The following is a 15,692-nucleotide window of genomic DNA, read 5'->3' as shown; positions in this document are numbered from 1 at the left end:
GCGAAACAATTATAAATTTCTGTTGTGATACATGTCTGGTTCGACAAAGAACGCTCGCGCTGCTTGCCGCTCGTAGCAGTTCTAAATATTCAGCACACAGACAGACTTTGAAACCTGCGGTTTCATTCAGCCTATGCACTAAATATTTGACCGACGGCGTCAAATGCACTTTCGTCAACCAGACATGTATCACAAACAAATTTTGTTTAAGAGTGTTTCGATTTTATGATTTTATGATAATTGAAGAATGTGTACAAAATTAAAAGAAAGTTTGATAATTTTATGAAAGATTATTAAAGATAAGTTAGGAAAAAGAAGAGTGTAAATAATAAAAGTGTAATAATAAAAGTGCTTGCAAATTTGACGGTTCTTGTTATAATAGTACAGTAATATTTTTTAGGCCTGTTGGTCAAGAGGTTAAGACGCCGCCCTCTCAAGGCGGAATCACGGGTTCAATTCCCGTACAGGCTGCTTGTAGAATCACAGAATTATTTCTGTGATTTTTTTTGTATGAGATAAGATTTTACTTATGGAACGAAGTATTCAAAGTTCTTTACTGCGTAACTTATAGAGGGGTGAGGAACCATATTTTTTCTTAGCATTAAGGAAAATTCTCAAGTTCAGCGGCATCTTTAAAATATTTTAATTGTAGTAACTCCATAAAAAAATCCACTATCTATAATTAATAATATCTGTAAGTCATAATATGCCATACTATTTATAATTTAATATAGGCGATAAAAAAACAATAATTCTAAAAATGAAAAATATATAAAATTCATTATAGGCATATAAAAAGAATAAATGAAAAACTTACATCTTCTTGCCGGAAGCGTTAAATTTATAAGTTTTTATCCCATCATTAAAATATGTATTTGTTACTAAAGACCCATTTCCTGTTGCAAGATATTTTGCTCCTTTAACGGTAATCCAACCTGTACACATTTCTCCGGTAGAAGGGCTTAAGTAAAATTTCCTGTTATCTACAGTTAAAAAACCTGTTTTCATTTTTCCGGTAACAGTGTCAAAATAATACCATTTACCGGAGTATTTAACCCAACCGGTTACGATGTTGTTGTCGCCTGTTAAATAATATGTATCCTTACGTCTTTTACAAATTTACCGGAAATTATTTCTTTATTTAGTCCAAAATATGAAATGATGGAATCGGCATCCTTTTTACCAAGAAGGTATCTTTTAGCTACTGTATTAAAATATTTTTTGCAGTCAGATTTATTTGTGATATATCCGTGCTCAATAATAACACTTGGAATATTGTATAAAACACCATTTCTGACAATAGAATAATAATCCATTCTAGACCCGTTTTTGTAATGCAAACCTTTGTATTTTCGCATCCAAAAACCACGTTTTTTTAATCCTAAGGAATGTAAGTTCTTTAAGGCAATTTTACCAAATGAGGTAGTTTGTAAATGAATTCTTTTATTATAACCGGAGTCATATGCTGCAAGCATTAAAGCACCGGTTTTATTTTTATTTTCATTAGCATTGATATGAAGACTTATTAAAAAATCAGCATTAAGTCTTTTTGAATATCTGTTTCTTGCTGTAAGGCAGTCTCCAAGTCCGAGGGTAGAGAGACAATTATTGGTTGTACTTGTCGTATAAACTGTAATGTCACCATAATTGTCTAATTTGTTTTTGCATGCTTTAGAAATATCAAGTACAATATCTTCTTCTTTAAGTCCATATCCACGGGCACCGATATGCTTTTTGCAATGACCGGGATCAAGAACTATGACCTTAGAAGTTAAAGGCGATAAGTCAGATTTAATATAATCAGATTTATCTGAAGGTAAAGAAACGGTCTTAGTATCGTTACTTAAAGAAGTTTCTGATAAGTTGTAGGTTGTAGTGACTTCATTTGTAGTACTTTCATTTAAAGAAGTATCTGCAACAGAAGCCTTTGTATTTGTAGAAAATGTTAAAGTGCATGTAAGCATTGATAAAATTAGTGTGTGTTTTAAAATCCTTTTCATTATAATATGTACCTTCCAATGATTTTTTCCTGTATAAGTATAAATGATTATTATAAAAATTACATTACTAAATAGGTAAAAATTGTAAAATTATGCAAAATCCATGAAATAAAAAGAAGAGTATGTGGTAAAAAGCATTTAAAAATTTCTTTATGAGATAGTTTTGTGTTGCTTTTACGCTGGTTTTATGTCGTTAAACCGCCATTTTTACGCCATTTGCTTGACACAAAATAAAAGCAGAGTTATACTGTTTAACGTAAATATTGACTAGATGATAAGGAGTGGACCAGAGGTCCACTCTTTGTTATTGTTAAAAAGTCTTAAATAAAGACATAATAATAGTAGAAAGTTGAGGAGAAAGCGTGTCAAGAAGAGAAGAATACGAAGCAAAGACAGAAGCACTACTTCAGCCAATGGTTGACGAAAGAGGATTCGAATTAGTTGACGTAGAGTATGTAAAAGAAGGCAGTAACTGGTATTTGAGAGCTTTTATAGATAAGCCGGGCGGAATATCTATAGATGATATTGAACCGATAAGCAGAGAACTCAGTGAAAAGTTAGACCAGGAAGATTTTATAAGCGATGCTTATATATTAGAAGTAAGTTCTCCGGGACTTGGAAGACCATTAAAGAAAGATAAGGATTTTGTAAGAAGTATAGGTGAAGAAATTGAAATTCATTTATATAGAGCTATAAACAAACAAAAAGAATTTGTGGGAATCTTAAAGGAATTCAACAAAGAAGAGAATACTTTTACAGTTGAATTAGAAGATGGCGAAGAAACGGTGTTTAACAGAGCTGATGTTGCACTCGTAAGATTGACATTTGATTTCTAACAATTACTTTGTATCAAATAGAACAGAAAATAGTCCGATGAAGGACAACAGTATGTAGAGATAATTAGGAGGATAAAGGAAAATGAATAAAGAATTAATTGAATCATTAAATGTACTGGAAAAAGAAAAAGAAATTAGTAAAGAAGTGTTATTTGAAGCAATCGAAAATTCGCTTGTAGTTGCATATAAGAATAATTTTAATAAAGCTGACAATGTTATTGTTAATGTTGACAGAGAAACAGGAGATTTCCACATTTATTCACAGAAGGAAGTTGTTGAAGAAGTATTTGATCCTGTAATTGAAATTTCATTAGAAGATGCAAGAGCAATTAAGGGAACATACGAAATCGGAGATATGGTTAATGTAGAAATCCAGTCAAAGGACTTTGGAAGAATTGCAACACAGAGTGCTAAGAATGGTATTTTACAGAAAATCAGAGAAGAAGAAAGAAAGAGCGTATTTGAACAGTACTACGAAAAACAGAATGACATTATTACAGGTATTGTTCAAAGAATTAATGGAAAGAATATTAGCGTAAATCTTGGAAAGACAGATACTGTTTTAATGGAAAAGGAACAGGTACCAGGAGAACATTTCAGACCAACAGACAGAATTAAGTTATATATTACAGAAGTTAAAGATGGAAATAAAGGACCAAGAATCGTTGTTTCAAGAACTCATCCGGGATTAGTAAAGCGTTTATTTGAACAGGAAGTTTCAGAAATCCAGGACGGAACAGTTGAAATCAAGAGTATTTCAAGAGAAGCAGGTTCAAGAACAAAGATGGCAGTTTACTCAAACAATCCTAACGTAGATGCAGTAGGTGCATGTGTAGGTGTAAATGGAGCAAGAGTTAATGCGATTGTAGATGAACTTTGTGGTGAAAAGATTGATATTATAAATTGGGATGAAAATCCTGCAATTTTAATTGAAAATGCATTAAGCCCTGCAAAAGTTGTTTCAGTATTAGCTGATCCTGACGAAAAAGAAGCTATGGTAATCGTTCCTGATTATCAGTTATCTTTAGCAATTGGTAAAGAAGGTCAGAATGCAAGACTTGCAGCAAGACTTACAGGATTCAAGATTGATATCAAGAGTGAAACCCAGGCAAAAGAAGCCGGAATTCAGTATATATTCGATGATGACGAATATTATGATGAAGATGAGTATTATGATGACGACGAATACTATGATGAAGAAGAATATAATGAAGAAAAAAATGAAGCTGATGATACTTTAGAAGAAAACTTCGATGAAAATGAAGCTGACAGTGAGGATGATTCAGAAGAATAAGTAAGAGAGGTCAATATGAGCCAGACAAAGAAAGTTCCATTAAGAAAATGCACCGGGTGCAATGAAGTGAAAAATAAAAAAGATATGATTCGTGTTATCCGTGATAAAGAAGGAAATATTTCTATGGATGCTACGGGTAGAAAAAATGGCAGAGGGGCATACATTTGCCCGGATGTAAAATGCCTTGAAAAAGCTATGAAGAGCAAAGGTCTTGAAAGAACACTTAAGGCAAAGGTTCCGGAAGAAGTATATGAACAGCTAAAGGCTGAGTTAGGAGAAATCAATGGATAAGGTTATATCTATGATTGGTTTAGCAACTAAAGCCGGCAAGACTGTATCAGGAGAGTTCTCAGTAGAAAAAGCGATTCAGGGAAATAAAGCCCATGCAGTTATTGTTTCTGTAGAAGCATCGGATAATACAAAGAAGAAGTTTAAAAATAAATGTGAATATTACAAAATACCGTTGTTTTATTATGGAACAACACAGGACTTAGGAAAAGCTACAGGAAATAAAACCAGAATGTCATTGGCAGTAGTTGACGAAGGATTCTCAAAATCAATCATAAAAATGTTAGATAATCAAGTAAAATAATCGGAGGTTATAGAATGGCAAAAATGAGAGTACATGAATTAGCAAAAGAATTAGATATAAAAAGTGCAGATATAGTAAAAGCATTGGGAGAAAAAGGCATTGACGTAAAAGCAATGAGCTCAGTGGATGACAGTGAAGTAAAATACATAAAGGATAAATTTAGCAAGAGCAAGACATCTGAAGATAAAACAGCTGAAAAAGTGACACCTACAGAAAAAACAGAAGTCAAAGAAGAAAAGAAACATAAGAGAATTATTACAAGCAGAGGAATGGTTCGCCTTAAAGGTGATGGCGAAGAAAGACCAAGAAGACCAAGACCTGATGGTGAGAAAAAACGTCGTCCAAGACCTGAAGGTGAAAATCAGAATGCAGCCACTCAGAAAACTGAAAAAACAGAAACAGTTAAGAAAGAGAATGAACAGATAGCAAAACCTGTAGAACAGGAAAAAAATGAAAGTGCAAATAAGCCGGTAGAAAATAATGTACAGCCAAAAGAAGAAAAGGTTGAATCTGTAGTTACACCGGTTGCTAAGAATGAACCAAAGAGACCGGCTCCTACAGCAGAATCAGCAGCAAGAAAAGCAGCTGAGATAGCAGCAAAAGCAGCAGCAATTGCTGAAAGCCGTGGACAGAGCAGAAACAATGACAGAAGAAATAACAGAAATGGCCAGAATAGAAACAACAGAGATGGACAGAATAGAAATGGAAATGGTCAGAACAGAAACAACAGGGACGGACAGAATAGAAATAACAGAGATGGTCAGAACAGAAACTTTGGAAACAGAGATGGTCAGAACAGAAACAATGATGGAAAGTCATTTAACAGAGATAATAGAAATGGCAATAACCGCAATTTCAATAATAGAAATAATGATGGTTATAATAAGGATAAAGATTTTGACAGAAATGACAACAATAATAGAAGAAATGACAGAAGAAGAGATGAACAGAAGCAGAGTGCACCTGCAGATATAATCCAGAGCAAAGATCGTAATAAGAGAGAAAACAAGTTACGCCAGGATAAGCAGGAAAGAGGAAGAAAGAATTACGAAGATGGTAATGGCGGAAGAAAAGGCAAGAATGGGCGTAGAGTTGATTTGAGCAAGCCGGTATTACAGAAACCTCAGAAGAAGGAAGAAAAGAAAGAAGAAATCAAAGTTATTTCAATCCCTGAAGCACTTACAATTGGTGAATTAGCAGAAAAGATGAAAATGCAGCCATCAACAATTATTAAGAAACTTTTCTTAGAAGGTAAGATGGTTACAGTTAATACTGAAATTGATTTTGCCGGAGCAGAAGAAATAGCCCTTGAATATGAAATTATGTGTGAAAAAGAAGTTAAGGTCGATATGATTGAAGAACTTCTTAAGGAAGAAGAAGAAAATGAAGCAGACATGACAAGTCGTCCACCTGTTGTATGTGTAATGGGTCATGTAGATCATGGTAAAACATCACTTCTTGATGCAATTAGAGAAACAAATGTAATTTCAGGTGAAGCAGGTGGTATTACACAGCATATTGGTGCTTCTGTTGTTAAGATTAATGACAGAAAGATTACTTTCCTTGATACTCCGGGACATGAAGCGTTTACAGCAATGCGTATGCGTGGCGCTCAGTCAACAGATATTGCAATCTTGGTAGTAGCTGCAGATGATGGTGTAATGCCTCAGACAGTTGAAGCTATCAATCATGCAAAAGCAGCCGGAATTGAAATAATTGTAGCTATTAATAAGATTGACAAACCGGGTGCAAATATCGAAAGAGTAAAACAGGAATTAGCTGAATATGAATTATTAGCAGCTGATTGGGGTGGAAATACAGAAATGGTTCCTGTATCTGCACATACAAGAGAAGGAATTGAAGAATTATTAGAAATGGTTCTTTTACAGGCAGATGTACTTGAACTCAAGGCAAATCCTGACCGTATGGCAAGAGGTATCGTAATTGAAGCAAAACTTGATAAAGGTAAAGGACCTGTTTCAACTGTACTTGTACAGAAAGGTACACTTCATATTGGTGATCATATTGCAGCAGGAGCAAATTACGGTAAAGTAAGAGCTATGACAGATGACAGAGGAAATAGAATTACAGAAGCAGGACCTTCAACTCCAGTAGAAATTTTAGGATTGAGCGGAGTACCAAACGCAGGTGAAGTATTTGTTGCTAAGGAAACTGCAAATGAAGCAAAAGCATTTGCGGAAACATTTATTGCAGATAGCAAGGAAAAACTTCTTGAAGGAACTAAGTACAGAATTTCTCTTGATGATATTAACAGTCAGATTAAGGCAGGTAACCTTAAGGAATTAAATATCATCATAAAGGCAGACGTACAGGGTTCTGTAGAAGCTGTAAAACAGAGTATGTTAAAACTTTCAAATGAAGAAGTAGAAGTTAAAGTTATTCATGGTGGTGTAGGTGCAATTAATGAATCTGATGTTATTTTGGCTTCTGCATCAAATGCAATTATTATTGGATTTAATGTAAAACCTGATGCTCAGGCAGAAGAAATTGCTACAAGAGAAAAGGTTGATTTAAGATTATATAGCGTTATTTACAATGCAATCGAAGATATTGAAAGAGCTATGAAGGGAATGCTTGAACCAATTTACGAAGAAAAAGTTATTGGTCATGCGGAAATCCGTCAGATTTTCAAGGCTTCAGGTGTTGGAAATATCGCAGGTTCATATGTATTAGATGGTTCATTCAAGAGAGGATGCTCAGCTAGAATTACACGTGATGGAGAGCAGATATTTGACGGACCACTTGCATCACTTAAGAGATTTAAAGATGATGTTAAGGAAGTTAAAGCAGGATATGAATGCGGTCTTGTATTTGAAAAATTCAATGATATTGCTGAAGGAGATGCTGTAGAAGCGTACATGATGGTTGAGGTACCTAGATAAGACTAGTTAACCGGAAAGGAATTATATGAGAAAGAACAGCATAAAAAATACAAGAATTAATGGAGAAGTTCAAAGAGAATTATGTAATATAATCAGAGAACTCAAGGACCCAAGAGTAGGAATAATGACAAGTGTTACCCATGTAGAGGTAACACCTGATCTTAAATATTGCAAGGCGTATGTAAGTGTGTTAGGCGATGAAGAGACAAAGGCTGATACATTAGCAGGACTTAAGAGTGCAGTTGGATTTATCAGACATCAGCTTGCAAAAACCGTAAATTTAAGAAATACTCCACAGATTACATTTATTTTAGATGATTCTATAGAGTATGGCGTAAGAATGTCAAAAATGATTGATGAGGTGACGTCAGATGACAATGAATAATCCTATACCTATAAAGGAACTGATTGGCGATGCAAAAACTATTGGAATAGCAGGACATATCAGACCGGATGGCGATTGCATCGGTTCATGCATGACACTCTATAATTACATTGAGAAAAATTTTCCGGATATACAGGTAAAAGTATATCTGGAAAAAATTAAAGATAAATTCTTATTTATAAAGAACTCTGAGAAAATAGATTCAAATGGGTACGACGGAACAGAGTACGATTTATTCTTTTCACTTGATTGTGCTGATTTAGAAAGATTAGGTTTAAATAAAGAATTTTTTGAACATGCAAAGCGAACAGCATGTATTGATCATCACATCAGTAATGGAGGATATGCAGATTATAATTATATTCTTCCAAATGCAAGTTCGGCATGTGAAGTTTTATATGATTTGTTAGATGTAAGTTTATTTGATAAATCTATTGCAGAACCAATGTATACAGGAATTGCCCATGATTCAGGAGTGTTTAGATTCCAGAGCACAACTTCTAAAACAATGAATGTTGCAGGAAAAATGTTGGATTTTGGAATTAATGCAAATAAGATTCTTGAAGAAACATATTATAAAAAAACTTATGCACAGTCTCAGGTTGCAGGAAGACTTCAGCTTGAAAGTGTAAGGTTTATGGATAATAGATGCATATTTGCATACGCAACAACAAAACTTATGGATTTTTATGGTGTAACGACAAAGGATTTAGATTCAGTAGTTGCACAGCTTAGAAATATTGAAGGAATAGAGGTTGCAATATTTATGTATCAGATAGGGGAAATGAAATACAAGGTAAGTATGAGATCTCAGGATTTAGTAGATGTAAGTGTCATAGCATCATATTTTGGTGGAGGCGGTCATGTAAGAGCTGCCGGATTTGATACTGTAGGAGATGTACACGATATCATCAATAACATTTCAGAACAGATTGAAAAGCAAATGTCATAAATATAGTAATGTGACTTACCATTACAGGAGGAATGAATGATAAGTGGTGTAATAAATGTCTATAAGGAGCCGGGATATACGTCTCATGACGTAGTGGCAAAATTAAGAGGCATTTTGAAACAGAAAAAGATAGGACATATGGGAACTCTAGATCCATATGCCGTTGGAGTATTGCCGGTGTGTCTTGGAAAGGGAACAAAATTATGCGATATTTTATCAGAAAAAGATAAAACGTATAAAGCTGTTTTGTTACTAGGACAGGAAACAGATACACAGGACAGTACAGGTAATATAATAAATAAAGCTGAAGAAGATAAATTGAATGCTTTAGACCAGACAGAAGTCTTTACAACAATTAAAAGTTTTATAGGTGATTATGCACAGATTCCACCAATGTTTTCGGCAATAAAAATAAATGGTCAGAAACTTTATAATTTAGCAAGAAGAGGCGAAGAAGTTGAAAGACCGGCAAGACAATGTAAGATAGTTGATATAACTATAACTGATGTTGACCTTCCCAGAGTCGAAATGATTGTTACATGTTCAAAAGGTACTTATATCAGAACTTTATGTCATGACATAGGAAATAAACTTGGTGTTTATGGATGCATGGATAAACTGGAAAGAACAAGAGTCGAAAGATTTAAAGTTGAAGAAAGTATTACTCTTGAACAGATAGAAAAGGCAAGAGATGATGGAAGATTAAAAGATTATATCGTTCCCGTGGATCAAATGCTTGATAAATATTCTAAATGTATTGTGTCAGAAAAATTTGACAAATTAATATATAATGGAAACAAGTTTACAGCCGGAAATACATTGTTAAGAATGAATTTTGAGGATAAACAAAAAGTAAGAGTTTATGCACAAAATGGAGATTTTATCGGTATATATGAATTTGATGCACATAAACAGATATATAAACCGATTAAGATATTTTTGTAAATACATACAGGAGTCGTAGGATTATGATAAACATGTCAGCAACAGACAAGATAAAATTAAGCAATACAATAGTAACTGTTGGAAAATTTGACGGGTTACATAAAGGTCATGAAAAGTTGTTAAGTGAACTGGCTAAAAAGGCAAATGGAAGACGCAAGGTTGTTCTGACATTTGCTGCGGAACCTAAAGATGTATTGAATAATCAGACAGTAAAAACAATTGTAACAGATGAAGAAAAAAGACTTCTGTGTGAAAAACAGGGAATTGATGTTTATTGTAGCATGCCAATGACAAAAGAATTTTTGGCATTAGAACCTGATGAATTTATAAAAGAATTTTTGAAAAAAAAATTAGGGGCTACAGCGATTGTGTGCGGACCGGATTTCTCTTTTGGAAATAAGGGTGCAGGAAATGTTGATTACCTGAAGGAAAACACAGAAAAATACGGATATGAGTTGTATGTAATTGAAAAAGAAAAATATCATGACAAAGATATAAGCAGTACAGGAATACGCAGTAGTATTATAGAAGGCAGGATAGAGGAAACAAATGAGATGCTTGACCATCCGTACAGTGTTATTGGAAAGGTTGAAGAAGGAAAGAAAATCGGAAGAACGATAAATTTTCCTACGGCTAATATTTTGCCGGCAGCAACAAAACTATTGCCACCAAATGGTGTATATGCAACAAGAACCAACATAAATGGAAAAAGTTATCGCTCAATAACTAATGTAGGTATTAATCCGACGATTTCGGAAAATAATCCTACAAAGGTTGAAACATATGTTGCAAATTTTCATGGCAATTTATATGGAGAAGTTATTGAAGTTTCATTTTACGAATTTATGCGTGGTGAAAGAAAATTTGATGATATAGAACAACTTAAAAAACAAATAACTATGGATATAAATGACAGAATAAAAATGAAAATATAATTTAATAAAAATATTAAATATCATTTTATAATTGAAAAAATTCTATTTAAGAATAATTGGATTAAAAAAAGAAGATGAATAAAAGATATTAGTATGTTATAGAAGGATATTTAAATATTTTCGCTAATTTACAAAGATTTAGTTTACATACCTTGCAATGTATGATAACATAGCAAGGTATGCGAACCTACACTAAGTATTGGATACTCCAACCGTTACTTAAGTGTATGGCGATATTAAAATAATTAAGGAGGTTGTCGTAATGATAACAAAGGAAAAGAAAACAGCAATTATTAACGAATATGCAAGAAAACCGGGCGATACAGGTTCACCTGAAGTTCAGATTGCAATTTTAACAGCAAGAATCCAGGAGTTAACAGAACATTTAAAAGTTAACCAGAAGGATCATCATTCAAGAAGAGGTCTTCTTAAGATGGTAGGTAAGAGAAGAGGTTTACTTGACTACTTAAAGAAAACAGATCTTGAAGGATATCGTGAATTAATTGTTAAACTTGGTATTAGAAAATAATATAAGTTTTATAAAAGACTGCATTTTAACAAGGTTTATATTGTTAAAGTGCAGTTTTTTAATGTGAAAAACAAATATTATAAAATCGGTGGAATTTAGTTAAGGTTAAATGTTTGGTTGCTTTTTTGTATCGTATTGTTTATAATAAAAAAGATTGCTTATTTAATATATCTAATTGGCAAACTGAAACCCGAGACCACTGAAAAAGCGGACGAAAAGTAATTCGCCCTTTTTTCAGTAGTTTCGGTGTTTGCCGGATATATAAGACATTCAAAGGACACATTATATGTGTCGGAAAGATGTATCAGTGAGATGGTACGAAGATAGAGAAAAGGAGACAAAAATGTACAAGAGTTTTAGTATTGAAATTGGTGGTAAAACACTTACAGTAGATGTTGGACGTGTTGCTGCCCAGGCTAACGGCGCAGCGTTAATGCATTATGGAGATACAACAGTATTATCTACAGCAACAGCATCAGAAAAGCCAAGAGAGGGAATCGATTTCTTCCCACTTTCAGTTGAATTCGAAGAAAAAATGTATGCAGTAGGTAAAATACCTGGAGGATTTAATAAGAGAGAAGGTAAGGCAAGTGAAAACTCTGTTTTAACATCACGAGTTATTGACAGACCTATGAGACCTTTATTCCCTAAGGATTATAGAAATGATGTTACATTAAATAACTTAGTATTATCAGTTGATCCTCAGTGCAGACCTGAAATTGTTGCTATGTTAGGTTCAGCTATTGCAACATGTATTTCAGATATTCCATTTGATGGTCCATGTGCAATGACACAGGTTGGTTTGGTTGATGGAGAATTTATCATCAACCCATCACAGTCACAGTGGAAAGAAGGAGATTTACAGTTAACAGTTGCTTCAACAAGTAAAAAAGTTATAATGATTGAAGCAGGTGCCAACATTATTCCTGAAGCTAAAATGATTGAAGCTATTTATATGGCTCATGATGTTAACCAGAAGATTATCGAATTTATAAATAAGATTGTTGCCGAAGTTGGTAAGCCAAAACATGAATATGAAAGTTTTACAATACCTGAAGAATTATTTGCAGCAATAAAAGAGATTGTTCCACCTGCAGAGATGGAAGAAGCTGTATTTACAGATGTTAAACAGGTAAGAGAAGAAAATATAAGCAAGATTAGAGAAAGACTTGAAGAAGCATTTGCAGAAAATGAAGAATGGCTTGCAGTACTTGGAGAAGCTCTTTACCAGTATCAGAAGAAAACAGTACGTAAAATGATTTTGAAAGATCATAAGAGACCGGATGGCAGAGCTTTAGATCAGATAAGACCACTTGCAGCAGAAGTTGATATTATTCCTAGAGTTCATGGTTCAGCTATGTTTACTAGAGGACAAACACAGATTTGTAACATTTGTACTTTAGCACCATTATCTGAATCACAGAAAATTGATGGATTAGATGAAAATGAAACAGTAAAGAGATATATGCATCACTATAACTTCCCATCATACTCAGTTGGGGAAACAAAACCATCAAGAGGACCGGGACGTAGAGAAATCGGACATGGTGCATTAGCAGAAAAAGCATTAGTACCTGTTCTTCCTTCAGAAGAAGAATTCCCATATGCAATCAGAACAGTTTCAGAAACATTTGAATCAAATGGTTCAACATCAATGGCTAGTACATGTTCATCATGTATGTCGCTTATGGCAGCAGGTGTTCCAATTAAGGCTATGGTAGCTGGTATTTCATGTGGTCTTGTTACTGGAGATACAGATGATGATTATGTATTATTAACAGATATTCAGGGACTCGAAGATTTCTTTGGCGATATGGACTTTAAGGTAACAGGAACAACAGAAGGTATTACAGCTATTCAGATGGATATTAAGATTCATGGACTTACAAGAGAAATCGTAGAAGGTGCAATCCAGAGAACAAGAGAAGCAAGACTTTTCATTATGGATAATTGTATGAAACCTGCAATTGCAGAACCTAGAAAAGAAGTAGGTGCATATGCTCCTAAGATTGTTCAGATTCATATTGATCCGGCTAAGATTGGTGATGTTGTAGGACAGAAGGGTAAAACAATTAATGCTATAATTGAAGAAACAGGCGTTAAGATTGATATAACAGATGATGGAGCTGTATCTGTATGTGGAGTTGACAAAGAACAGATTGATAAGGCAATTGAATATATCCAGATCATTACAACAGATTTCGAAGAAGGAATGATTCTTGAAGGAACAGTTGTAAGCATTAAGGAATTTGGTGCGTTTATCGAGTTCGCTCCGGGAAAAGAAGGAATGGTTCACATTTCAAAGATTTCAAAAGAAAGAGTTGAACATGTTGAAGATTATCTTACACTTGGAGATCATGTAAAATGTAAATGCTTGGGCAAGGATAAGATGGGAAGAATAAGCTTCTCAATTAAAGATGCTCAGTAAATAAAAAATAATAATCTCCCGACAAATATTTTTCTATTGCGGATAGAGATATGAGTCGGGAGATTTTTGTATTGATGAAGAAAAAATAGAACACGAAAGAAGGAAAAAATATGTCACAGGAAACGAAAATAAAAATAGGTAAAGTGGCAAATATAATAGCTACAATTATATTTGTGGTATTTATTATTGTAGTATTTGCGGGAATACCAATGACAACAACACAGTTTATAGTTTTAATGGCAGTGCTTTTAATATTATTTACTATATGTACGATTGTAGCGCATATTATGTTAAAGGATTACAAACTGGAATAGAAAATATAAAGATGTAATCAATATATGTGCTTAAAATATGTAATAGTTCGTTTTTATAATTGGACTATTACATATTTTTTGTGAAATTTTTCACAAACAATTGCAATTAGCGTATTAATAATGGTATAATTAGATTCAATATCATAAAATTTAGTTGATGTTATAAATTATGAATTATTGTCAGCAAGGTGGGAGAGATATATGCAGAATCTAAAGGAACTGACAGGACAGCAAAAATATGATTTATTAAGAAGTGAATATAAAGAATTTATTTTTGATTCCTATGAAGTTAAAAAGAATAGTGATGAATTAGATATTAAATATAATTTTGTTGTGCCGGGACTTGCAGAGTTTCATCCGACATGGAAAATACCGTATAAGAATATTGTTGATGCAAATGAAGATGCAATAAACAGACTGATTTTTAATTTGGGAATGGTAGAATTAGTCAGTTATTGGAAAATTGCATGTCCACAGAATGTTATTATTAAGTGTGGAGTATTGACTGATACACAGTTACAATGGTGGAAGAAACTATATTACAATGGCTTAGGCGAATGCTTTTATGTTAATGGCATTGAAGCGTATGAAAAAGAATTCATGCATTTAGTTTGTGATTATAGTAAAGAACAGACAGATTGCACAAAGCCTGTTAAATTGCATGGGATATATGAAGGGTGTTTAGTGCCTATTGGTGGTGGAAAAGATTCATGTGTTTCATTAGAAGTGCTTAAAAGAATTAAAGATGAGAAAATAACAACTTACAGCGTAAACAGAATTGAAGCCGTAAAGAAAGTAATAGATGTAACTGATAATAAAATTGGAGATATTCTTTGTAGGAGAACATTAGATAAAACAATGTTACAGTTAAATAGTGAGGGATATATTAATGGACATACACCATTTTCTGCTATTGTTGCATTTTCTTCAGTATTAACAGCTGCATTAAACGGACAGAAATATATAACTTTGTCAAATGAAAACAGCGCAAACGAATCAACGGTTAAAGATTCAAAAGTAAATCATCAATATTCAAAAAGTTATGAATTTGAATTAGATTTTAATGATTACATTGCAACCATAGTGGAGTCAGACATAAGATACTTTAGTTTATTAAGACCACTTACAGAAATACAGATTGCAAAAATATTTGCATCAAGTGACAAGTACCTTGAAATATTTAGAAGCTGTAATGCAGGAAGTAAAAAAGGTATTTGGTGTTGCGATTGTCCAAAATGTTTATTTGTATATATAATTCTTTCACCATTCTTAAGTCAGGAGAGATTGACAGAAGTTTTTGGTGAAAATTTATTAAACAAAGAGAGCTTAGAAAAGTATTTCAGAGAACTTGTAGGAATAGATGAGAACAAACCATTTGAGTGTGTGGGAACACGAAGTGAAGTTGTGGCAAGCTTGAAATATATTATTGAAAAGGGTGAAAAACTAAAACTTACTGAAAAATATAAAGACTATATTGTGAATAATGGAGAAGATTTAAAGATACTGCTAGGTGAATGGTGCGATGAGCATCTTGTGCCGGACAATTTTGTAAAGGAAATAAGGAAAGTGGTGTAGTTAT

The 15,692-nt window shown here is 33.4% G+C and carries 15 protein-coding genes, 1 tRNA gene and 1 pseudogene; 14 read left to right on the top strand and 3 right to left on the bottom strand.

Annotation, left to right across the window (positions count from 1 at the left end; genetic code table 11):
* The first annotated feature begins 399 nt into the window (after positions 1-399).
* Positions 400-471, top strand: a tRNA-Glu gene (locus CCC31_RS12630).
* 342 nt (positions 472-813) lie between these two features.
* Here CCC31_RS12630 and CCC31_RS12625 read toward each other — a convergent pair.
* The 3 genes and pseudogenes from CCC31_RS12625 to CCC31_RS12620 form a co-directional block, all read right to left on the bottom strand.
* Positions 814-1,008, bottom strand: a complete 195-nt coding sequence (locus CCC31_RS12625) for a hypothetical protein (protein WP_290851931.1) — start codon at positions 1,006-1,008, stop codon at positions 814-816.
* Between the two features lie 15 nt (positions 1,009-1,023).
* A pseudogene (locus tag CCC31_RS12745) lies at positions 1,024-1,071 on the bottom strand (hypothetical protein); the annotation flags it as partial.
* A gap of 14 nt (positions 1,072-1,085) precedes the next feature.
* Positions 1,086-2,000: an N-acetylmuramoyl-L-alanine amidase gene (locus CCC31_RS12620; protein WP_290851929.1), complete on the bottom strand. Its 915-nt coding sequence runs from the start codon at positions 1,998-2,000 to the stop codon at positions 1,086-1,088.
* Between the two features lie 362 nt (positions 2,001-2,362).
* On the opposite strand from CCC31_RS12620, the gene rimP reads away from it, so the two are divergent.
* The 13 genes from rimP (at position 2,363) to CCC31_RS12555 (ending at position 15,688) form a co-directional block, all read left to right on the top strand.
* Positions 2,363-2,836 (top strand): ribosome maturation factor RimP, encoded by a 474-nt coding sequence (gene rimP, locus CCC31_RS12615; RefSeq protein WP_022088481.1) that lies wholly within the window; start codon positions 2,363-2,365, stop codon positions 2,834-2,836.
* Between the two features lie 82 nt (positions 2,837-2,918).
* Positions 2,919-4,130 (top strand): transcription termination factor NusA, encoded by a 1,212-nt coding sequence (nusA, locus tag CCC31_RS12610; protein ID WP_022088482.1) that lies wholly within the window; start codon positions 2,919-2,921, stop codon positions 4,128-4,130.
* Between the two features lie 15 nt (positions 4,131-4,145).
* The gene (locus CCC31_RS12605; protein ID WP_022088483.1) at positions 4,146-4,421 is read left to right on the top strand and encodes a YlxR family protein; all 276 of its coding nucleotides are present in this window, start codon (positions 4,146-4,148) and stop codon (positions 4,419-4,421) included.
* Entirely contained in the window at positions 4,414-4,722 is a 309-nt protein-coding gene (locus CCC31_RS12600) for a ribosomal L7Ae/L30e/S12e/Gadd45 family protein (RefSeq protein WP_022088484.1), read from the top strand. The genes CCC31_RS12605 and CCC31_RS12600 overlap by 8 nt, the downstream gene beginning before the upstream one ends.
* Before the next feature lie 14 nt (positions 4,723-4,736).
* Positions 4,737-7,625 (top strand): translation initiation factor IF-2, encoded by a 2,889-nt coding sequence (gene infB, locus CCC31_RS12595; protein ID WP_290851925.1) that lies wholly within the window; start codon positions 4,737-4,739, stop codon positions 7,623-7,625.
* A 25-nt stretch (positions 7,626-7,650) separates the two neighbouring features.
* Positions 7,651-8,010 carry a 30S ribosome-binding factor RbfA gene (gene rbfA, locus CCC31_RS12590; protein WP_022088486.1) on the top strand — a complete coding sequence of 120 codons (360 nt, stop codon included), beginning with the start codon at positions 7,651-7,653 and terminating at the stop codon, positions 8,008-8,010.
* Positions 7,997-8,962 (top strand): bifunctional oligoribonuclease/PAP phosphatase NrnA, encoded by a 966-nt coding sequence (locus CCC31_RS12585; protein WP_313958655.1) that lies wholly within the window; start codon positions 7,997-7,999, stop codon positions 8,960-8,962. Before rbfA ends, CCC31_RS12585 begins: the two co-directional genes overlap by 14 nt.
* Before the next feature lie 36 nt (positions 8,963-8,998).
* The gene (gene truB / locus CCC31_RS12580; RefSeq protein ID WP_022088488.1) at positions 8,999-9,907 is read left to right on the top strand and encodes a tRNA pseudouridine(55) synthase TruB; all 909 of its coding nucleotides are present in this window, start codon (positions 8,999-9,001) and stop codon (positions 9,905-9,907) included.
* A gap of 23 nt (positions 9,908-9,930) precedes the next feature.
* A complete protein-coding gene (locus CCC31_RS12575; protein WP_022088489.1) occupies positions 9,931-10,842 on the top strand; it encodes a bifunctional riboflavin kinase/FAD synthetase in 912 nt (303 codons plus the stop codon).
* 262 nt (positions 10,843-11,104) lie between these two features.
* The gene (gene rpsO / locus CCC31_RS12570) at positions 11,105-11,371 is read left to right on the top strand and encodes a 30S ribosomal protein S15 (protein ID WP_260978292.1); all 267 of its coding nucleotides are present in this window, start codon (positions 11,105-11,107) and stop codon (positions 11,369-11,371) included.
* A gap of 343 nt (positions 11,372-11,714) precedes the next feature.
* Positions 11,715-13,799, top strand: a complete 2,085-nt coding sequence (locus CCC31_RS12565) for a polyribonucleotide nucleotidyltransferase (RefSeq protein ID WP_022088491.1) — start codon at positions 11,715-11,717, stop codon at positions 13,797-13,799.
* 110 nt (positions 13,800-13,909) lie between these two features.
* Positions 13,910-14,113 (top strand): hypothetical protein, encoded by a 204-nt coding sequence (locus tag CCC31_RS12560; protein ID WP_290851921.1) that lies wholly within the window; start codon positions 13,910-13,912, stop codon positions 14,111-14,113.
* Positions 14,114-14,314: 201 nt separating this feature from the next.
* A complete protein-coding gene (locus CCC31_RS12555) occupies positions 14,315-15,688 on the top strand; it encodes a hypothetical protein (protein ID WP_290851919.1) in 1,374 nt (457 codons plus the stop codon).
* Positions 15,689-15,692: the final 4 nt, after the last annotated feature.

The sequence above is a fragment of the Eubacterium sp. LMAG:50 genome (assembly GCF_008680265.1).
Taxonomy (GTDB): domain Bacteria; phylum Bacillota; class Clostridia; order Lachnospirales; family Lachnospiraceae; genus Eubacterium_U; species Eubacterium_U album.
Note: the sequence above shows the minus strand (reverse complement) of the source record. Positions and strands in the feature narration are given on the sequence as shown.

Excerpts from the sequence above, each read along its gene's own strand:
- CCC31_RS12575 (WP_022088489.1), top strand. The coding sequence starts at position 9,931 with ATGATAAACATGTCAGCAACAGACAAGATAAAATTAAGCAATACAATA.
- CCC31_RS12620 (WP_290851929.1), bottom strand. The coding sequence starts at position 2,000 with ATGAAAAGGATTTTAAAACACACACTAATTTTATCAATGCTTACATGC.
- infB (WP_290851925.1), top strand. The coding sequence starts at position 4,737 with ATGGCAAAAATGAGAGTACATGAATTAGCAAAAGAATTAGATATAAAA.
- CCC31_RS12565 (WP_022088491.1), top strand. The coding sequence starts at position 11,715 with ATGTACAAGAGTTTTAGTATTGAAATTGGTGGTAAAACACTTACAGTA.
- CCC31_RS12555 (WP_290851919.1), top strand. The coding sequence starts at position 14,315 with ATGCAGAATCTAAAGGAACTGACAGGACAGCAAAAATATGATTTATTA.
- CCC31_RS12560 (WP_290851921.1), top strand. The coding sequence starts at position 13,910 with ATGTCACAGGAAACGAAAATAAAAATAGGTAAAGTGGCAAATATAATA.
- rbfA (WP_022088486.1), top strand. The coding sequence starts at position 7,651 with ATGAGAAAGAACAGCATAAAAAATACAAGAATTAATGGAGAAGTTCAA.
- nusA (WP_022088482.1), top strand. The coding sequence starts at position 2,919 with ATGAATAAAGAATTAATTGAATCATTAAATGTACTGGAAAAAGAAAAA.
- truB (WP_022088488.1), top strand. The coding sequence starts at position 8,999 with ATGATAAGTGGTGTAATAAATGTCTATAAGGAGCCGGGATATACGTCT.
- CCC31_RS12605 (WP_022088483.1), top strand. The coding sequence starts at position 4,146 with ATGAGCCAGACAAAGAAAGTTCCATTAAGAAAATGCACCGGGTGCAAT.
- CCC31_RS12600 (WP_022088484.1), top strand. The coding sequence starts at position 4,414 with ATGGATAAGGTTATATCTATGATTGGTTTAGCAACTAAAGCCGGCAAG.
- CCC31_RS12585 (WP_313958655.1), top strand. The coding sequence starts at position 7,997 with ATGACAATGAATAATCCTATACCTATAAAGGAACTGATTGGCGATGCA.
- CCC31_RS12625 (WP_290851931.1), bottom strand. The coding sequence starts at position 1,008 with ATGAAAACAGGTTTTTTAACTGTAGATAACAGGAAATTTTACTTAAGC.
- rpsO (WP_260978292.1), top strand. The coding sequence starts at position 11,105 with ATGATAACAAAGGAAAAGAAAACAGCAATTATTAACGAATATGCAAGA.